Raw genomic sequence first — 18,229 nt, forward strand, 5'->3', positions numbered from 1 at the left:
TCATGGCTTTCGGTGCTGGTGGCGGCGGTGGTGGCCGTCGTCCGTTCTTCCGTCGGCGCAAGACCTGCCCCTTCTCGGGCGCGAACGCTCCGAAGATCGACTACAAGGACGTGAAGCTGCTCTCCCGCTACGTGTCGGAGCGCGGCAAGATCGTCCCGTCCCGCATCACCGCGGTCTCGGCCAAGAAGCAGCGTGAGCTCGCCCAGGCGATCAAGCGCTCGCGCTTCCTCGGCCTGCTGCCCTACGTCATCAAGTAAGGCCCGAGCGGCGACGCGTTCCTCGCGTCGCCGCTCGCCCCCGCGACGGCGGGGCGGCGGTCGTCCGCCGGGCGCCTCGATCCGACCGAAGGTCGGCATCGAGGCAACTCAGCAAAAGGAGGGCGACCCGACTGGCGGGCCGCCCGATCGTTGGGGCGTCATGGGACGCCTCTAACCCTGCGGACGCAGCGGGACAGCGGATTTTCGTGAGAATGGGCAAGGACATCGGTATAGGCGTCGGCGCCGGCCTCGTGGCCGCGCTGCTGTTCGGCGTGCTGATCAAGGCCAGCGCGCTCGCGATCCTGCTCTACCTGCTCGCCCCCCTGCCGATCCTCATCGTCGGCCTGGGCTGGAGCCACAGGGCCGCGCTCGCCGCAGTCGCGAGCGGTGCGTTCGCGCTGGCGCTCCTCGTCTCGCCCTATCTCGGCTTGGCGTTCGCCGCCTATCTCGCGCTGCCGGCGTGGTGGCTCGCCTATCTGGCGATGCTCGGCCGGCCGGGGCCGGACGGCACCCTCGAATGGTATCCGACCGGCCGCCTGCTGGCCTGGGTCGCCGGCACCGCGGCGCTGGCCTTCGTCGCCATCGCGGTCATCGCCTCGCCCGATTACGACACCTTCCGCACCCAGATCTCGGAGATGAGCCGCCGGGTCGTGCAGATGCAGGTCCAGCGCGGCCGCATCCCGGCGCCCGCGCCGGACAAGGCCGCCGATGCGGATGCCGCGAAGACCGACGCACCGAAATCCGACGACTTGGCGGGTGAGGTCGCCGATGCCCTGGCGACGTTCGCCCCGGCACTCGCCGCGCAGGGCTTCGCGGTACTCTTCACCTTCTACCTCTGGGCCGCCGCCCGCATCGTCCAGATCTCCGGGCGCCTGCTCCGACCCTGGCCGGACCTGCCCGCCACCGCGATGCCGCGGGCCGTGCTTCTCGTCCTCGTCGGCGCCGTCGCGTTGTCGCTGGCGCCGGGCTTCGTCGGCGTGCTCGGCGTCGCGCTGATCGGTGCGCTCTCGGCCGCCTTCGCCCTCCAGGGGCTCGCGGCCTTCCACGACCGCAGCCGCGGCCGTCCCGGCCGCCTCGGCCTGCTGATCGGTCTCTACGTCGTGCTGTTCCTCACCCAGGGCATCGCCATGATGGCGCTCGTCCTGTTCGGCATCGCCGACACCGCCCTCGACCGGCGCCGCCCGCAACCGCGTGGCAGCGCCTGAGACCCCCCTTCCAACCCACTCAAGGAGAAGTCAGATGGAAGTCATCCTGCTCGAACGCGTCGCCAAGCTCGGCCAGATGGGCGAGACCGTGAACGTGCGTCCCGGCTACGCCCGCAACTTCCTGCTCGCCCGCGGCAAGGCCCTTCGCGCGACCGAGAACAACAAGAAGCACTTCGAGACCCAGCGCGCCCAGCTCGAGGCCCGCAACCTCGAGCGCCGCAACGAAGCCCAGACGGTCGCCGAGAAGCTCGACGGCCAGAGCTTCGTGCTGATCCGCCAGTCCGGCGAGACCGGCGTGCTCTACGGCTCGGTCTCGACCCGCGACCTCGCCGAAGTCGTCTCCAAGGAGGGCTTCTCGGTCGAGCGCGGCCAGTTCGTGCTCAACCAGCCGATCAAGACGCTGGGCCTGCACACCGTGCCGGTCACCCTCCACCCCGAGGTCGAGGTGAACGTCACCGTCAACATCGCCCGCTCGCCCGAAGAGGCCGAGCGTCAGGCCCGCGGCGAGTCGGTCACCGAGCGCGAGCAGTTCAACCTCGACGACCTCGGCCTCGAAGTCGGCCAGGCCCTCGCCGATGCCGGCGAAGGCGCCGACGACCGCGGCTGATCCGCCATCGGGCCGCCCCCCTTCGCGGCGGGGCGGCCCGAACCTTCGAGACCTGCCGGAAGTTCTTGTTGAGCCTGGCGCCGTACCGGGACCGGCACATGCCGGACGAGCCTCCGAGAGTGGGCGACCGGCTGCCGCGAAGAGCCGATACGATCCAGGGCCTCGAGACCCTGATCGGCCGGGCGGCACAGCGTCGCCGAACCGGCCCCATCGTCGTCGAGACGAATTTCCCGCTAAATTTCCCGCCCCACGTGATCAACGGGGCATCTTGGTTCGCGCCGATCATCCGAGCACCGCTCCGATGAATGCGATGTTTCCGCTCTTTGAAGCGTTACCTCAGCGCACTTCATCATAAGTTAATGCAACTGCGATCGCTCAGGCTGCATATCTTGGCGGCACGTGCCTGATAGAAAATCCAGGCCATTAGATATGACCTGGAATGGGCGCAGTATAGAATGAGAGCCGTTGCTGATGGCGACCCCGTTGCGCGGCTGATCGACCGCTCCAATGCCGAAACCTTGCACGCCGCGGAGATCGTGGCTGGCCTGAACCCTATCGTGCTGGCGGTGACACGCACGGACTGGGCAGCTGGGTCGGACAACCTCTCGGTTCGGTTTCAGTTCGATTGGTCCGAGACGCTCGCCGGCACCAGAGCGTGGATCGAGCTGATCTACAAAACGCAGCACATGGCTGCGTACCACCTTAACAGCTTCGGGCCGACGTTCTTCTCGTTCGACGTGCGCGAGCCGGAACCGCGTTACGACTTCAAACTTCTCCTGCACGTCGAGGAATTGGCCGCGGCTGTAGCGGTCCGCGGGCTCGAACGGGGTCTGCCCGTCGGGCGGCTGACGCTCGCCTCGGCCCGGATCCAGCCGGCCTGGGGGATCGGCTACGCGGAGCTGGTCAAATACGCCGTCTCCTCGGCCAAGGCGCTCGGCCTGTCCGAGGTCTACATGGAAGGAGACAGGCTGGCGCGCTTCGATGCCTGCCTCTTCGACTGCTTGAATCGGGGCATTCCCTACAGTGTCGTCCGCCTCGGCGACGGCGAGGGGCGCGTGTTGGGCTATCCGATGTATTTCGATCAGAACCGCATCCTGATCGAGGTGCTCTATTACCAGTTCGGTCCGAACTCGATCCAGAACGAGATCGACGGCAGCGGGCGGTGGCTCGACGGCCTGATCGGTGAATTGCGCAGCCTTGTCCGGCTCGGCATCGAGACAGCCGACCGAGTCGGCCTGCCGGTCGCAGAGTTCTTCGAGGGCCACGAGCATGGCGTGACGCTCGGGATGACGGCCTACGCCTATGCGACGCAATACGCATTCGGGCGCCTCCCGCGGATGGAGCCATCGGAGGCCATCGGCACCAATGTGTTCCAGCAACTGGCGGAAGTGCCCTGGTTCTTTCCCCGGATCGCCAAGGCCGCGAAATCGGTCACGACCATCGGGCCGTGGGATCTATCGAACGAGTTGCAGGCCGCACTCGGCGTCGCGCGGGTGTCGCATATCACCGTACCCAGCCATTATACCTGGGGGCTGGACAAGGGGCTGGGACAGTTTCCGGTGTTGTATAAGCAGATCCGCGCCGCCATCCTCGCGCGGGGCGACCTGCGAGGGCAGTTGTTCCTGGTTGGCGCCGGCCTAATCGGAAAGTATTACTGCGCATTGATCAAACAACAGGGCGGCGTCGCACTGGATATTGGCTCGGTCTTCGACTCCTGGGCGCGCAAGGGACTACCCTATGCCGTCGAGAACGGCGAGCGGATTAAGCTGTCACAGCTCGACGCCGCGGCGGTGCGGCCGCCGCAGGGAGGCTAGCGCATCGTCTCAAGCGGTGGACAATCGGGAGAGACGGTTCCCGGACGTTGACTTGTTCTCAATTCGTTCCAGCATGGCGCCTGCGATTCCCGGCAACGGGAGCCGCGGGCGTCGTGCGTTCGAGGGACCGTGGCGCGTGTGCCGCAGCCGTCTCGCGGGCGGTGGCTTAAGGAAAATTCACCATCCCGGCGCAAGGTCCGGCGGGCATGGAAACGGGCGGCCGATGAGGGCCGCCGGCAACGGAGCGTGAGACGCCATGGCCCTGCCCAACGCCGTCGCGGCCAAGCTCGAAGCGGTTCAGGCCGAGTACCGGGTGCCGCCGCACAACATCGACGCGGAGCAGGCGCTCCTCGGCGCGATCATGGTCAACAACGACGCCTATTACCGCGTCTCGGACTTCCTGCTCCCCGAGCATTTCATGGAGGCGGTCCACCGCCAGATCTTCGAGGTCGCGGTCTCGCTGATCAAGGCCGGCAAGCTCGCTACGCCGATCACGCTCAAGACCTATCTGGGCGATGCCGACCTCGGCGGCGTCACGCCGATGCAGTATCTCGCGCGGCTGGCGGCCGAGGCCACCACCGTCATTAACGCGGGCGAGTACGGCCGCACCATCTACGATCTCGCCATCCGCCGCCGCCTCATCACCATCGGCGAGGACATGGTCAACGGCGCCTACGAGGCGCCGGTCGAGTCGCGGCCCCGCGACCAGATCGAGGCGACCGAGCGCCGGCTCTACGAACTCGCCGAATCCGGCAAGTACGACGGCGGCTTCCAGAAATTCTCCGACGCGCTGACGGCGGCCATCGACATGGCGGCCAAGGCCTACCAGCGCGACGGCAAGCTCTCGGGCATCTCCACGGGCCTGACCGATCTCGACGCCAAGATGGGCGGCCTGCAGCCCTCCGACCTGATCATCCTCGCGGGGCGCCCGGCCATGGGCAAGACCTCGCTCGTGACCAACATCGCCTTCAACATCGCAAAAGCCTATCGCGGCGAGAAGCAGGCGGACGGGACGATGCAGACCGTCAACGGCGGCATCGTCGGCTTCTTCTCGCTCGAAATGTCGGCCGAGCAATTGGCCACCCGCATCATCGCCGAGCAATCCGGCGTGCCCTCCTACAAGATCCGTCGCGGCGACATCCGCCCGGAGGATTTTTACAAGATCACCGACGCCGCGCGGGACATGCAGACGATCCCGTTCTACATCGACCAGACCGGCGGCATCTCCATTGCCCAGCTGGCCGCCCGCGCCCGCCGCCTCAAGCGCCAGAAGGGCCTCGACCTCCTCATCATCGATTATCTCCAGCTCCTGTCGGGCTCCGGCAAGAAGAGCGACAACCGCGTGCAGGAGATGACCGAGATCACCACCGGCATGAAGGCGCTGGCCAAGGAGCTGGCGGTGCCGATCATCGGCCTGTCCCAGCTCTCGCGTCAGGTGGAGAACCGCGACGACAAGCGCCCGCAATTGTCGGACCTGCGCGAATCCGGCTCGATCGAGCAGGACGCCGACGTGGTGATGTTCGTCTACCGCGAGGAATACTACGTCGGGAACAAGAAGCCGCGCGAGGGCACGGAAGAGTTCTTCGCCTGGGAACAGGAGATGCAGCGCGTCCACGGCAAGGCCGAGGTGATCCTCGGCAAGCAGCGCCACGGCCCGACCGGCACGGTGGAGCTTCAGTTCGACGCCAACATCACCCGGTTCTCGAACCTCGCGCAGAGCGACCGGATGCCCGAGCAGATGTGATATCGGTATCCGGATGAACGACCCGGCCCCGCCGACGCCGAGGATATCGAAGGAGCCCGACATCGCGCCTCAGGATACCGCGCCTCAAGACAGCGCCCACGACGCGATCCGAGCCGGCCACGGCGCCCGCCTGACGGTCGATCTCGCGGCGCTCGTGGCGAACTGGCGTGCCCTCGGCGCTCAAGCCCCCCAGGCCGAGTGCGGCGCCGTGGTGAAGGCCGACGCCTATGGCTGCGGCCTCTCAAGGGTGGCGCCGGCGCTGGCGCGGGCCGGCTGCCGCAGCTTCTTCGTCGCGCATCTGTCCGAAGGGATCGCGGCGCGAAGGCTGCTGCCGGAGGCGGCGATCTACGTGCTCAACGGGCTGCCGCCCGGCGCGGGCGCGGTCTTCGCCGCGCATGGGCTGCGCCCCGTCCTGGGGGATCGGGACGAACTCGCCGAATGGGCCGCCCTCTCGGATGGGCGCCGTCCGGCGGCGCTCCATGTCGATACCGGCATGAACCGGCTCGGGCTGTCGGTGCCCGCGGCGCTGGGGCTCGCGGGCGATCCGGTGGTCGAAAAGGCCGGCATCGACCTCGTGATGAGCCATCTGGTCAGCGCCGAACTCCCCGCCGACCCGCTCAACGCCCGGCAGGCCGCCGATTTTTCGCGCGTTCGCGCGGCGTTCCCGAACGCGCGCGCCTCCCTCGCCAATTCGTCGGGCACTTGGCTGGCCGACGCCACGCGCCACGACCTGCTGCGGCCGGGCTATTCCCTGTTCGGCGGCAATCCTGAGCCTGGAAAACCCAACCCGATGCGGCCGGTGGTGCGGCTGGAGGCGACGATACTCCAGATCCGCACCGTCGAGGCCGGCGCCACCTGCGGCTACAACGCCCGCTGGACCGCCCCCGGCCCCCGCCGCCTCGCCACCCTGTCGCTGGGCTATGCCGACGGCTATCCCCGCGCGGCGAGCGGGCGGGGCCACGCGCTGGTCGGCGGCGTGTCCTGCCCGATCCTCGGATTGATCTCGATGGATCTCATCATCCTCGACGTCACCGATGCGCCCGCCGCCCGCCGCGGCGGCACCGCGACGCTGATCGGCGACGGCCTCGACATCGACACCGTGGGGCAGGCCGCGGGCACGATCGGCTACGAGATCCTGACCGGGCTGGGTTCTCGTTATGTTCGACACCATGTAGAGTGACGCCCCTCCCATCCTCGTCCTGAGGCGCCGCGAAGCGGCTTCGGTGCCCTTCTCCATGGCCAAGATCCAACAGACCTTCGTCTGCCAGTCCTGCGGGGCGGTCTACAATCGCTGGCGCGGGCGCTGCGAGGCCTGCAACGGCTGGAACACGATCCAGGAGGAGGTCGCCTCCGCCGGCCCGCAATCCGGGCCCGCCGCGACCCGTCCGTCGCGGGCGCGCGGCCGGGTGTTTCCCCTCGAAGGGCTGACCGGCGAGGCCAAGGAGGCGCCGCGCACGGCCTCCGGCATCAACGAGCTGGATCGCGTCACCGGCGGCGGCTTCGTGCGCGGTTCGGTGATCCTGCTCGGCGGCGATCCCGGCATCGGCAAGTCGACCCTGCTGATGCAGGCCTCCGCCGCGATGGCGAAAAGCGGGGAGCGCGTCGCCTACATTTCCGGCGAGGAGGCGGTGGGGCAGGTGCGCCTGCGGGCCGAGCGGCTGGGGCTCGCGAAGTACCCGGTGGAGCTCGCGGCGCAGACCAATGTCGAGGACATCGTCGAGACGCTGTCGCAGGGGCACCCGCCCGCGCTCACCATCATCGACTCGATCCAGACCATGTGGACCGAGACGGTGGAATCGGCCCCCGGCACGGTCACGCAGGTGCGAAGCTCGGCCCAGGCCCTGATCCGCTTCGCCAAGACGACGGGCACGGCGGTGATCCTCGTCGGCCACGTCACCAAGGACGGACAGATCGCCGGCCCCCGCGTGGTCGAGCACATGGTCGATGCGGTCGCCTCGTTCGAGGGCGACCAGGGCCACCACTTCCGGATTTTGCGCGCGGTGAAGAACCGCTTCGGGCCGACCGACGAGATCGGCGTGTTCGAAATGACCGATGCGGGGCTCGCCGAGGTCCCCAACCCCTCCGCCCTGTTCCTGGCGGGCCGCGACCACGCCGCGCCGGGCACCGCGGTCTTCGCCGGGATGGAGGGCACGCGGCCGCTGCTCGTCGAAATCCAGGCGCTGGTCGCCCCCTCCTCGCTCGGCATGCCGCGCCGCGCGGTGGTGGGGTGGGACCCCAACCGCCTGTCGATGGTGCTCGCCGTGCTGGAAGCCCATGGCGGCATCCGCCTCGGCGGGCACGACGTCTATCTCAACGTCGCGGGCGGCCTGCGCATCTCCGAGCCCGCGGCCGACCTCGCGGTGGCCGCCGCCCTCGTCTCGTCGCTGTCGGGGGCGGCGTTGCCGTCCGACTCGGTTTTCTTCGGCGAACTCGGCCTGTCGGGGGCGGTGCGACCGGTCTCCCAGGCGCCGGCCCGGCTGAAGGAGGCGCTGAAGCTCGGCTTCGGCAAGGCGGTGACGCCGCAGGGGCGCGGCGAGGCGGGCGACCGGGCGCTGCCGACGGATGCGCTTCGCCACATCGCCGACCTCGTCGCCGGCATCGCCTCGGGGGCGCCGCGCCGCGGCGGCGGGCGCCCGAAGGCCGTGCGCTACGAAGAAGAGATGTGATCCCAACCCGCGATGATCCTGACGCATCGCCGATTGCCCCCGCGACGGCGGGGCGGCGGGCGTCCGCCGGACGCACGGAACGGGACCATCGGTCCGGTTCCGTGCCGCTGGGTATGAGGCGCCCTCAACCCCTCAAGCTGAACGGGTTGAAGTCCGTCCCCCGGTCGTAGGCGTCCACGCCCTCCGCCCGCTTGAGCCACGCGATCAGCGGCAGGCTGAGCGGCAGGGCCAGCACCTCCCATCCGACCTTCAGCAACCAGACCGAGACGCCGAGCCGCACCAGCTCGGAGGCCGGCAGCGTGCCGGCGAAGGCCAGAGTCAGGAACAGGGCGGAATCGACCGCCTGCCCCACCACCGTCGAGGCGATGAGGCGGAACCCAACGAAGCGCCCGCCCAGCGCCAGCTTGAGGCGGGCCAGCACGTAGGCGTTCAGGAACTCGCCGACGAGGTAGGCGCCCATGCCGGCCACCGCGATGCGCGGGGTCGCGCCGAGCACGGTCTCGAAGGCCTGCTGGTGCGTCCAGAACGGGGCCGGCGGCAGGGCCGCGGCGATCCAGTAGCTGACGATCCAGACGAGCTGCACGGCAAAGCCCGCCCAGACCACCTTGCGGGCGCTCGCATAGCCGTAGACCTCGGTCAGCACGTCGCCGAACAGATAGGAGAGCGGAAACACGATCACGGCGGCCGTGAAGGTGACGCCGCCGACCTCCGCGATCTTGCCCGACAGGATCAGCGAGACGATCAACACGCCGCTGAACAAGCCGGCGATCGGCACGAGGTAGCGGGGAGCGGGCACCGGAGCGACCACGCCTCAGAGGCTCCCGCCGCGCGGGGCGCGGCGCGAAGGTGACGGCCGAGTTCGGCCGGGGTATATCGGTCCAAACGACTGAGGGCGCGCGGTCCGGGTGAACCGCCGCGGCCCGTCAACCGTCTCCCGCCCCGGACCAGCGTAACCAGCGATGCCGTTCTCCGTCCTCGACCTCGTGGTGCTCGGTATCGTGCTGGTGTCCGCATTGCTGGCCGCCGTGCGCGGCGTGACCCGCGAGGTGCTTGCCATCATCGCTTGGGTGGCGGCGGCCGCCCTCGCGTGGTCATTGCATCCGATGCTGCTGCCCACCGTCAAGCAGCATGTCTCCAGCGACACCGTGGCCCTGGTCGCCTCCATCGGCGCGATCTTCCTCGCCACCCTGATCGTCGTCTCGCTGATCACCGTGAAGCTGTCCGACCTCGTGCTCGATTCGCGCATCGGCGCGGTCGACCGCTCGCTGGGCTTCGTGTTCGGCGCCGGCCGCGGCTTCCTGATCTGCGTGATCGGCTGGGTGTTCCTGGCCTGGCTCGTGCAGGGCAAGGTGCCGGACTGGGCCGCCCAGGCGAAGAGCAAGCCGCTGCTGGAGAGCTCCGGCGAGGCGCTGGTGGCGCAGTTGCCCGACAATCCGGAAGGCTTCCTGAAGCAGCTGCGCAAGCCCAAGGACGCGCCGGCCGAGGAGCCCCCGCCCGAGACCGACCTGCCCGCCCAGCGTCGCAGCGATGCGGCGCCCGCGCCGAAACGCTGATATGCTGGAATTGCTCTTGGTTGCGGTGCGATCCCCGCATAGGTAACGGTTTCACGACGGTCCCGGGCCTTGAGGGCTCGGTCCCGACCGTTCCCGCCGTGCCGGATGCGGGGCCGCGCCAGCCGCCCGCGCCGCCAGGATTCGAGAGCGACATGTCAGCTGCCAGCGCGAGCGCCGATTCCCACGATTGGGACATCGACGGCGATACGCTTCGCGAGGAATGCGGCGTCTTCGGCATCTACGGATACGACGACGCCTCCGCCATCGTGGCTCTGGGGCTGCACGCGCTTCAGCACCGCGGCCAGGAAGCCGCCGGCATCGTCTCCTACGACGACGGCGTGTTCCATTCCGAGCGCCGCCAGGGCCTCGTCGGCGACAACTTCTCCGACCGCGGCACGATCGAGCGCCTCGCCGGCCGCTCGGCCATCGGCCACGTGCGCTACTCGACCACCGGCGGCACCATCCTGCGCAACGTCCAGCCGCTCTTCGCCGAACTCGCCGGCGGCGGGCTGGCGGTCGCGCATAACGGCAACCTGACCAACGCGCTGTCGATCCGCCGGGAGCTGGTGCAGGACGGCGCCATCACGCAGTCGACCTCCGACACCGAGGTGATCCTGCATCTCGCCGCGCGCTCGCGAAAGCCCCGCATCGTCGAGCGCTTCATCGACGCGCTCCAGCGGATCGAGGGCGCCTACGCCATCGTCGCGCTGACCAACAAGAAGCTGATCGGCGCTCGCGACCCGATGGGCATCCGCCCCCTCGTGCTCGGCGAACTCGACGGACGCTACATCCTCACCTCCGAGACCTGCGCGCTCGACATCATCGGCGCCCGCTTCATCCGCGACGTGGAGAACGGCGAGCTCATCGTGATCTCGGAGGAGGGCATCGAGTCGATCCGCTTCGCCGAGAAGCGGCCGATGCGCCCGTGCATCTTCGAGTACATCTATTTCGCCCGCCCCGACTCGGTGGTGAACGGCAAGAGCGTCTACGGGGTGCGCAAGAGCATCGGCCGGGAACTCGCCCGCGAGGCGGCGCCTGAGGCCGACATCGTCGTGCCGGTGCCGGATTCCGGCGTGCCCGCGGCGCTGGGCTTCGCGCAGGAGGCGGGCCTGCCCTTCGAGATGGGCATCATCCGCAACCACTATGTCGGGCGCACCTTCATCCAGCCGACCCAGACCGTGCGCGAGCTCGGCGTGCGGATGAAGCACTCGGCCAACCGCGCGGCGATCGAGGGCAAGCGCATCGTCCTCGTCGACGACAGCCTCGTGCGCGGCACCACCTCGGTGAAGATCGTCAAGATGATGCGCGATGCCGGCGCCCGCGAGGTGCATTTCCGCATCGCCTCACCGCCGATCACCTATCCGGACTTCTACGGGATCGACACGCCGGAGCGGGAGAAGCTGCTCGCCGCCACGCACGATCTCGAAGGCATGCGGCAATACATCGGCGCGGATTCGCTCGCCTTCCTGTCGATCCCCGGCCTGTACCGGGCGATGGGCGAGGAGGCCCGCGACGAGGCCTGCCCGCAATACACCGACCATTGCTTCACCGGGCAGTACCCGACCGAACTGACCGACCTCGCCATCGCCGGGCCGAAGCGGCTGGCGATGCTGGCCGAGGCGGATTGAGCGAGATGGCCGAGAAGGTTCTCGCCGACCGCATCGCGGTCGTCACCGGCGCCTCGCGCGGCATCGGCCGGGCGGCGGCCCTGGCGCTCGCCGAGGCCGGGGCGCATGTCGTAGCGGTCGCCCGCACGCAGGGCGCGTTGGAGGAACTCGACGACGCGATCCAGGCCGCGGGCTCCTCCGCGACGCTGGTGCCGTTGAACCTCACGGATTTCGACGCGATCGACCGGCTCGGCGCGGCGCTCAACGAGCGCTTCGGTCGGCTCGACATCCTCATCGGCAATGCGGGCGTGCTCGGCGCGCTGATGCCGCTCGCCCACATCACCCCCAAGGTGTGGCAACAGACCCTCGACGTGAACGTGACGGCCAACTGGCGGCTCTTGCGCTCGCTCGATCCGCTGCTGCGCCGCTCCGATGCCGGCCGCGCCATCTTCGTTTCGTCGGGCGCGGCACACAAGGCGCGGGCCTATTGGGGACCCTACGCGGTGACCAAGGCGGCGCTGGAGGCGATGGTGCGCACCTACGCCTCCGAAACCGAGACGAGCCCGATCCGCGCGATGCTGCTCAATCCGGGCCCCCTTCGCACGGCGATGCGCCGCTCGGCCATGCCGGGCGAGGATCCGGAGACCCTGCGCACGCCGGAGGAGCTGGCGCCGCATTTCGTGCGCCTCGCCGCACCCTCATGGAACGAGACCGGCCGCCTCTACGATTTCCCAAGCGACCGGGTTCTCAGCTTCCGCGCCCCCGAATAACGGGGGTCCGGGGCCTCAGGCCCCGGCGGGATTCGGGCAGAGCCCGTTCTGTTTCTTTTAGGGTTCTTCCATGATCGACGTCCGCTGCATCTGCGCCATCGGCCAGCGGGGCCAGCTCGGCCTCAACGGGCAATTGCCCTGGGAGGGCAACACCGATCCGCTGTTCGTGGAGGACGTGACGCGGTTCTTCGCGCTGACCATGGGCCACGTGCTGATCGCCGGCCCGAAGACCGTGGCGTCGGTGCCCGAGTTCGCCTTCAAGGACCGCACCATCGACGTGATCCGCTCGCACGAGGATCCGGAAGAGGTCCTGAAGCGCTATCCGGGCCGGCGCATCTTCGTCGGCGGCGGGATCGCGGTGTGGAACGTCTATGCCAAGTACATCCAGCACTGGGACGTGACGCGGCTGCCCTATGACGGCGAGGCGGATCGCTGGTTCGATCCGGCGTGGCTGGTGGGCGGGGCGCTGCGCACACCTTGAACGGGGAACCCGCGGACGGAAAACGGCTTGCCTAGAGCATCGTCCCGAAAGGTGGTTTCCGGCTTTCGAAAAAAAACGATGCCGCACAAGAACCTAGGGCATCATCCTGGATCCGACATCCAAGACGATGCGCTAAAGCCGAGCCGTTGCGAGGAAACCCAGGATGAGCGCTCACGCGTACCGGTTCGGGATCGAGGAGGAGTATTTCCTCGCCGATGCGGAGACGCGGGGCACGCCGCGGCGCTCGGTCAAGCCGTTCCATGTCGAGGCGGGCGAGCGGCTGCCGGAGATCGGGCGCGAGTTGCTGCAATGCCAGGTGGAGGTCTGTACCCCACCTTCGACCGAGTTTCCCGAGGCCCACGCGGCGCTCTCGAAGCAGCGTCGGCAACTCGCCGAGATCGGGGCCGAGCACGGGCTTCTGGTCTTCGCCGCCGGCACCCATCCGATCGCCGACTGGGCGCGCCAGCTGCCGACCAAGGGCGACCGCTACCGCGGCATCCTGCGCGACGTCGGCTTGGCCGGGCGGCGCAGCCTGATCTGCGGCATGCATGTCCATGTCGAGGTGAAGGACCCGGACGCCCGCGTCGGGCTGATGGACCGGCTGCTGCCGTTCCAGCCGCTCCTGTTCGCGCTCTCGGCCTCCTCGCCGTTCTGGCAGGGCAAGCCGACGGGGCTCTCGGCCTATCGCCTGAGCGCCTTCGGCGAACTCCCCCGCACCGGCCTGCCGGAGCTGATGGGCGATGCCGGATCTTACGAGCGCTACGTCCGCATCATGACCAAGGCCGGCTCGATCCAGGATGCGAGCTTCCTGTGGTGGTCCCTGCGCCCGTCGATCAAGTTCCCGACGCTGGAACTGCGCATCGCCGATTCCTGCACGCGGCTGTCCGACGCCCTCGTCATCGCCGCCCTGTTCCGCTGCCTCGTGCGGCTGGTCGAGCGGCGCCCGGACATCAACGCGGGCCTCACCGGCGTTTCGCGGGCGATCGCGGCGGAAAACCTGTGGCGGGCGCAGCGCAGCGGCACCGAGGCCGAACTGATAGACGAGGCCTCGGAGGAGGCTTTTTCCTTCGATCAATCCCTCGACACGCTGCTCTCACTGATCGCCGAGGATGCCGCCGCGCTCGGCTGCGAGGCGGAAATCGCCGACGCCCGGCGGATCGTCCGGGAAGGCACCAGCGCCGAGCGCCAGATCGCCGCCTTCGAGGCGGCGCGGGGCGGCGACACCAGCAACCGTCAGGCGCTCGACGCGGTGGTGGACTGGCTGGCGGAGACGACGCGGGCCGGTTAGCCCGCTCGTCTCACATCAGCAGCTTCGCGAGGCTGTAGCCGCTGAGCGAGGCAATCAGCACGCCCACCACCGCCATCAGCACGCGGGCCGGCAGCACGCGCACCAGCCCAGCGGCGATGGGGGCGGCGAACAGGCCGCCGACGACGAGGCCGGCGATGGTGGTCCAGTGGGTGAGCCCGCCGAGCAGCGTCAGCGACAGGCCGCCGGCCAGCGCCACGAAGAACTCCGCGGCGTTGACCGAGCCGATGGCGGTGCGCGGCTCCTGCCCGCTGCCGACCAGCGAGGTCGTCACCACCGGGCCCCAGCCGCCCCCGCCGACGGCATCGACGAAGCCGCCGGTCAGCGCCAGCGGCACCACCGCCCTCGGCGGCTCCCGGCGCGGGTGGATCTTTCGGAAGGCCTTGGCCAGAACGTAGAGGCCCATGCCGAGCAGGTAGACCGAGACGAACGGCTTGATCGTGTCGCCGTCGATGGAGGTGAGCAGCGTGGCGCCCGCCACCGCGCCGATCACGCCGGGAATCAGCAGGCGGCGGAACAGCGCGCCGTTGACGTTGCCGAGCCGCCAGTGCGAGGCGCCGGAGAAGGCCGTGGTGAAGATTTCGGCGACGTGGACCGAGGCCGAGGCGGCGGCGGGCGGCACGCCGGTCGAGAGCAGGAAGGTGGTCGAGGTGATGCCGTAGGCCATGCCGAGCGCGCCATCGACGGTCTGGGCCGCCAGCCCGACGGCGGCGGCACTCCAGAAGCCGTGGCTCGAAAGGCCCTGGGCCAGCGCCTGCAGCGCCGCTCGTCCGTCCTCCGCCGGCACGAGCCGAACCAGGACGAGGGCGAGCGACAGCACGGCGAGCACCGCCAGCGCCACCGCGGCCACGACCCGCGGGTCGGCCCATTTCGTCAGCCGTGCGGTCACGACCGGGGACGATCCTGCCATCGAAAACACTGCCCGTTCCAGAGGAACCGGGAAGCTATAGGTCGCCAACGCCCGAACAAGGGAGCGGTGTCCCAATGATTTCGGGATAAGGAGACGGATCATCTCCGCATAAAGGGGCGTGGAGATGATTTTTCGGATCGCCGCGCGAACGCTCCGATGCCGCGAAAAAAGCTCCCTTCGGAGCCGACGGGGGAGGGGGCCGGTCGGCCCGCCCCTACGCCTCGACCGCCTCTCCCGCTGGCAGCGCTTCCGGGGGGATCGCCGCGCGCGCCCGGCGCAGCACCCCGCGCCGCCGCCAGGGACGCCATGCGTCGTCGGAGCCGGCCGGGTCACCGAGATGGAAGGCCTCGACCAGACGGGCGATCGGGCCGCGATGGGAGGGGACGAGGGGGCAGAGCCGCGGGGAGGGCATCAGCGCGGGATCATCGAGAACGGCCCGGAGCGTGCCGCGCTCGGCATAGGCCTGCGCGAAGGCGTCGGAGGGGCAGCCGCCATGGTGGCCGAGGAGAGCGTGCAGCACCCGGTCGAGCGCGGCGCGGCCGGTCGCGTCATCCGGGCGAAGCTCGATCGAGAGGTCGCATTCGGTGTCGTAGCCGAAGGAGCGGTTGTTGAGGTTGGTCGAGCCGATCCGCAGGAAGCGATGATCGATGATCGCGACCTTGGAATGGATCAGGATCGGCTGGCCCTTGGGCGTGTGCGGGGCCACGATCCGCAGGCGCCCGTGCCGGTCGGCCCGGCGCAGGCCCTTGATCAGGCCACGGCGGGCGCTGTCCATGGTCAGCTGGTCGAAGCCGTTGGGGCTGCGCTCGGACAGCACGATCACGATCTCTGGCCCGTCCGGCTGGGCCAAGCGCGCCCGCAGGGCGTCGGCCACCAGGGGTGAGGCGAGGTACTGGTTCTCCAGATAGACGACCTCTTTCGCGGCCCGGATCGTCGCGAGGTAGAGCGCGGCGTTCTCCGACACCGCCTCGCGGCCCGACACCGCCGGCTCGGTACGCGAGAGCCCGACCTCGACCTCGGTGAGGAGCGGCGTCACCGTCTCGGGCCAGGGGTCGACCGGCGTATCGCGGGTAGGCGAAAAGACTTCGCCGGTGGCACGGCGCCAGCGCTCGCGGGCGAGGTCGGCGAGCGCGCCGGCCGCGGGGCCGTCGACCAGCATCATCACGTCGTGGCGCGGCGGGTAGTCCTCGCCCGACGGCAGGCGTCGGCGCGGGTCGCGGTCGCGGTGGGCCGGCGTGTCCCAGCGGTTCACCTCGAAGTCGCTTCCGCCGCAGAAGGCGATCCGATCATCGATCACCAGGATCTTCTGGTGCTGGCAGGCGCCGTAGGGCAGCGTGCCGTCGATGCGGAAGTCGATGCCGGAGCCGAGGCTCTCGCGCACGGTCTCCGGGGTGTGGTCGTTGCCCGCCGAGATCGGCCAGGGCATGTCCCAGATCAGGATGCGGATCGTCAGGCCGGGGCGCGCCGCCTTGAGGGCGCGCAGCAGATCGGCCAGCGTCTGATCGGCGTCGGGATCGCCCGCCGACGGCAACAGGCGCACCCGCGGATCGAAGCTCCAGCCGATCAGGGTGATGCTCTCCTGCGCCTTGACCAAAGCGGCGCGGGCGGCGGCGAAATAGGCCGCCCCGTCATGGAGCACGGCGGCGCGATGCGCCCGCTCGCGCCGCCAGCAGGTGAGCCCCGGCCGCAGCCAGCCCTCGGGGACGGGGGCGCCTTCGCCCGCTTCGATCTCGCGTCTCATGCGCCCGCGCCGGCCCTCTCCGCCTTGCCCATCCGGCCTTCCGCCTGTTCCAGCTTGGCCTTGACCCGCCGCCGCGTGATCTCGACCGCCACGACGGTGGCGACGAGCCCGAGGCCCAGGGTGATCCAATGGGTCGGCTCGTCGCTGCCCGCCCGGCGGCCGATGGCGCCGAGATAGACGCAGACCACCGTGCCGGGCAGCATGCCGATCACCGTCGACACCAGATAGGCGCCGGTGCGGACATCCGTCACCCCGAGGACGTAGTTCTGCGCGTTGAACGGCACGAAGGGGCTCAACCGCATCAGGGTGAGCAGGCGCCAGCCGCCGTCGCCGACCGCCTCCATGGTGGCGCGCCATTTCGGCTTGCGGGCGATGAGCCGCCGCACCCGCTCGCGGAACAGGTGGCGGGCGGCGAAGAAGGCGAGCCAGGAGCCCACAGTGGCGGAGACCAGCACCACCGGCATCACCGCCCAGCCATAGGCCACGGCGCCCGCGATGGTCAGCGGCGTGCCCGGCACGACGAGAAGCGTCGCCAGGAAGAACAGCAGGCCGAAGACGAGGAGGCCGTAGCGGCCGAAGCCGTTGGCCCAGGCGGAGAAACCCCGCAACCAATCCTCGACCGGCAGGAGCATCCAGGCGCCGACGCACAGGGCCGCGGCGGCGCCGGTCAGGAGCCAGGTGCGGGCCCCGCTGGTGCGGACCCAGCTTCGGGCATTGTCCATCGGGGGGATAGCTCGGGGCGCGAAAGTTCGGACGCTTCCGGCTCTAGCAGCGTTCGCGCCGCCTTGCGACCGGCCCTCTCATACCAAGCGGCACGGAACAGGACCGATGGTCCTGTTCCGTGCATCCGACGGACGCTCCGCAGTCGCCGGGGCAATCGGCGATGCGTCGGGATCATCGCCGATCGGTCTTACCAGTCGCGCTGGAGCCGGACGGCGATCCGGCTCGGGCGGGCGCCGGCCAGGCTGCGCTCGAGGGCGGACAGCGCCGCCCTGGCCTTCACCAGCCGGGGCGCGCGCCAATCGCGTCCCCGTGTGGCGAGGACGGCCTCGCCGAGACGGTCGCCCGCGGCGACGAGCCGGTCCACCGCCCGCAGGATGCGCGGCGATTCCTCGGTCAGCACGCAGAGATCGGAGAGGTGGTTGCGCAAAGCGTGCAACTCGTCGCGCCCCCCGTTCTCACCGGCGAGATGCGCCAAGCTCCGGTCCATGCCGGCGATCAACCCCGCCAGCGGCTCCGGGACGGAGCGCCCCTTCGGCCGCGCGGGAACCTCCGCCATCTGCGGGGCCAGGAGGTCTCGGGCAGGCGGCACGTGCATGTCGGCTCCGCTCGATGAGGATTTCGTTCTAAACTCCCGATCCCTCGACGGTTTCCCACCCCGACGCCCACCGGCGAACGATTTGCGGGATTTCCCGGGGATTTCTTCGTGGCCGGGCGGAGCGCCCCCTTGTGTCCGCTTCGCGCCCCGACATGGTAAACGCAACCTTAGGAATAACAACCCGGCGCGATCCCGAAACCCGTTCCGTTCCGCGCGCTGGTGGAAAAGATCGTTTTCGACCGCCGGGACG

Annotated in this window: 17 protein-coding genes; 12 read left to right on the forward strand and 5 right to left on the reverse strand. The window is 69.5% G+C overall.

Annotated features, from left to right (window positions below):
• Positions 1-2 precede the first annotated feature (2 nt).
• The 7 genes from rpsR to radA all read left to right on the forward strand — a co-directional run bounded on the left by rpsR (position 3) and on the right by radA (position 8,293).
• Positions 3-257, forward strand: coding sequence for a 30S ribosomal protein S18 (rpsR, locus tag BM140_RS17035; RefSeq protein WP_091948993.1), 255 nt, complete (start codon positions 3-5; stop codon positions 255-257).
• A gap of 212 nt (positions 258-469) precedes the next feature.
• A complete protein-coding gene (locus BM140_RS17040) occupies positions 470-1,462 on the forward strand; it encodes a DUF2232 domain-containing protein (RefSeq protein ID WP_091948996.1) in 993 nt (330 codons plus the stop codon).
• 34 nt (positions 1,463-1,496) lie between these two features.
• Entirely contained in the window at positions 1,497-2,069 is a 573-nt protein-coding gene (gene rplI, locus BM140_RS17045; RefSeq protein ID WP_091948999.1) for a 50S ribosomal protein L9, read from the forward strand.
• A gap of 455 nt (positions 2,070-2,524) precedes the next feature.
• Positions 2,525-3,883 carry a hypothetical protein gene (locus BM140_RS17050; RefSeq protein ID WP_131803869.1) on the forward strand — a complete coding sequence of 453 codons (1,359 nt, stop codon included), beginning with the start codon at positions 2,525-2,527 and terminating at the stop codon, positions 3,881-3,883.
• 256 nt (positions 3,884-4,139) lie between these two features.
• Positions 4,140-5,627: a replicative DNA helicase gene (locus BM140_RS17055; protein ID WP_091949006.1), complete on the forward strand. Its 1,488-nt coding sequence runs from the start codon at positions 4,140-4,142 to the stop codon at positions 5,625-5,627.
• 13 nt (positions 5,628-5,640) lie between these two features.
• Positions 5,641-6,807 carry an alanine racemase gene (gene alr, locus BM140_RS17060; RefSeq protein WP_091949010.1) on the forward strand — a complete coding sequence of 389 codons (1,167 nt, stop codon included), beginning with the start codon at positions 5,641-5,643 and terminating at the stop codon, positions 6,805-6,807.
• A 55-nt stretch (positions 6,808-6,862) separates the two neighbouring features.
• A complete protein-coding gene (gene radA, locus BM140_RS17065; RefSeq protein WP_091949014.1) occupies positions 6,863-8,293 on the forward strand; it encodes a DNA repair protein RadA in 1,431 nt (476 codons plus the stop codon).
• A gap of 124 nt (positions 8,294-8,417) precedes the next feature.
• Here the strand turns inward: radA and BM140_RS17070 are convergent, their stop codons facing one another.
• Complete coding sequence (locus tag BM140_RS17070) at positions 8,418-9,101, reverse strand: queuosine precursor transporter (protein WP_091949018.1); 684 nt, start codon at positions 9,099-9,101, stop codon at positions 8,418-8,420.
• A 151-nt stretch (positions 9,102-9,252) separates the two neighbouring features.
• Here BM140_RS17070 and BM140_RS17075 point away from each other — a divergent pair, with 151 nt between their 5' ends.
• From BM140_RS17075 to BM140_RS17095, 5 genes are all read left to right on the forward strand, one after another.
• The gene (locus tag BM140_RS17075) at positions 9,253-9,846 is read left to right on the forward strand and encodes a CvpA family protein (protein ID WP_091949021.1); all 594 of its coding nucleotides are present in this window, start codon (positions 9,253-9,255) and stop codon (positions 9,844-9,846) included.
• A gap of 152 nt (positions 9,847-9,998) precedes the next feature.
• Positions 9,999-11,474, forward strand: a complete 1,476-nt coding sequence (gene purF, locus BM140_RS17080) for an amidophosphoribosyltransferase (protein WP_091949025.1) — start codon at positions 9,999-10,001, stop codon at positions 11,472-11,474.
• Between the two features lie 5 nt (positions 11,475-11,479).
• Complete coding sequence (locus BM140_RS17085; RefSeq protein WP_091949028.1) at positions 11,480-12,223, forward strand: SDR family NAD(P)-dependent oxidoreductase; 744 nt, start codon at positions 11,480-11,482, stop codon at positions 12,221-12,223.
• A 70-nt stretch (positions 12,224-12,293) separates the two neighbouring features.
• The gene (locus BM140_RS17090) at positions 12,294-12,704 is read left to right on the forward strand and encodes a dihydrofolate reductase (protein WP_091949030.1); all 411 of its coding nucleotides are present in this window, start codon (positions 12,294-12,296) and stop codon (positions 12,702-12,704) included.
• A gap of 163 nt (positions 12,705-12,867) precedes the next feature.
• Complete coding sequence (locus BM140_RS17095) at positions 12,868-13,992, forward strand: carboxylate-amine ligase (RefSeq protein WP_091949034.1); 1,125 nt, start codon at positions 12,868-12,870, stop codon at positions 13,990-13,992.
• Positions 13,993-14,002: 10 nt separating this feature from the next.
• Here the strand turns inward: BM140_RS17095 and BM140_RS17100 are convergent, their stop codons facing one another.
• From BM140_RS17100 to BM140_RS17115, 4 genes are all read right to left on the reverse strand, one after another.
• A complete protein-coding gene (locus BM140_RS17100; RefSeq protein ID WP_091949036.1) occupies positions 14,003-14,920 on the reverse strand; it encodes a sulfite exporter TauE/SafE family protein in 918 nt (305 codons plus the stop codon).
• Between the two features lie 214 nt (positions 14,921-15,134).
• Complete coding sequence (locus tag BM140_RS17105; protein ID WP_091949041.1) at positions 15,135-16,661, reverse strand: phospholipase D-like domain-containing protein; 1,527 nt, start codon at positions 16,659-16,661, stop codon at positions 15,135-15,137.
• Entirely contained in the window at positions 16,658-17,383 is a 726-nt protein-coding gene (locus tag BM140_RS17110; protein WP_091949045.1) for a TVP38/TMEM64 family protein, read from the reverse strand. Before BM140_RS17110 ends, BM140_RS17105 begins: the two co-directional genes overlap by 4 nt.
• 188 nt (positions 17,384-17,571) lie before the next feature.
• A complete protein-coding gene (locus BM140_RS17115; RefSeq protein WP_244535470.1) occupies positions 17,572-17,979 on the reverse strand; it encodes a hypothetical protein in 408 nt (135 codons plus the stop codon).
• Positions 17,980-18,229 lie beyond the last annotated feature (250 nt).

Origin of the sequence: Methylorubrum salsuginis (assembly GCF_900114375.1) — a bacterium.
GTDB classification, from domain to species: Bacteria; Pseudomonadota; Alphaproteobacteria; order Rhizobiales; family Beijerinckiaceae; genus Methylobacterium; species Methylobacterium salsuginis.

What these genes read in the sequence shown, in the direction of transcription:
- rpsR (WP_091948993.1), top strand. Translation starts at nt 3, where the DNA reads ATGGCTTTCGGTGCTGGTGGCGGCGGTGGTGGCCGTCGTCCGTTCTTC.
- BM140_RS17040 (WP_091948996.1), top strand. Translation starts at nt 470, where the DNA reads ATGGGCAAGGACATCGGTATAGGCGTCGGCGCCGGCCTCGTGGCCGCG.
- rplI (WP_091948999.1), top strand. Translation starts at nt 1,497, where the DNA reads ATGGAAGTCATCCTGCTCGAACGCGTCGCCAAGCTCGGCCAGATGGGC.
- BM140_RS17050 (WP_131803869.1), top strand. Translation starts at nt 2,525, where the DNA reads ATGAGAGCCGTTGCTGATGGCGACCCCGTTGCGCGGCTGATCGACCGC.
- BM140_RS17055 (WP_091949006.1), top strand. Translation starts at nt 4,140, where the DNA reads ATGGCCCTGCCCAACGCCGTCGCGGCCAAGCTCGAAGCGGTTCAGGCC.
- alr (WP_091949010.1), top strand. Translation starts at nt 5,641, where the DNA reads ATGAACGACCCGGCCCCGCCGACGCCGAGGATATCGAAGGAGCCCGAC.
- radA (WP_091949014.1), top strand. Translation starts at nt 6,863, where the DNA reads ATGGCCAAGATCCAACAGACCTTCGTCTGCCAGTCCTGCGGGGCGGTC.
- BM140_RS17075 (WP_091949021.1), top strand. Translation starts at nt 9,253, where the DNA reads ATGCCGTTCTCCGTCCTCGACCTCGTGGTGCTCGGTATCGTGCTGGTG.
- purF (WP_091949025.1), top strand. Translation starts at nt 9,999, where the DNA reads ATGTCAGCTGCCAGCGCGAGCGCCGATTCCCACGATTGGGACATCGAC.
- BM140_RS17085 (WP_091949028.1), top strand. Translation starts at nt 11,480, where the DNA reads ATGGCCGAGAAGGTTCTCGCCGACCGCATCGCGGTCGTCACCGGCGCC.
- BM140_RS17090 (WP_091949030.1), top strand. Translation starts at nt 12,294, where the DNA reads ATGATCGACGTCCGCTGCATCTGCGCCATCGGCCAGCGGGGCCAGCTC.
- BM140_RS17095 (WP_091949034.1), top strand. Translation starts at nt 12,868, where the DNA reads ATGAGCGCTCACGCGTACCGGTTCGGGATCGAGGAGGAGTATTTCCTC.
- BM140_RS17100 (WP_091949036.1), bottom strand. Translation starts at nt 14,920, where the DNA reads ATGGCAGGATCGTCCCCGGTCGTGACCGCACGGCTGACGAAATGGGCC.
- BM140_RS17105 (WP_091949041.1), bottom strand. Translation starts at nt 16,661, where the DNA reads ATGAGACGCGAGATCGAAGCGGGCGAAGGCGCCCCCGTCCCCGAGGGC.
- BM140_RS17110 (WP_091949045.1), bottom strand. Translation starts at nt 17,383, where the DNA reads ATGGACAATGCCCGAAGCTGGGTCCGCACCAGCGGGGCCCGCACCTGG.
- BM140_RS17115 (WP_244535470.1), bottom strand. Translation starts at nt 17,979, where the DNA reads ATGCACGTGCCGCCTGCCCGAGACCTCCTGGCCCCGCAGATGGCGGAG.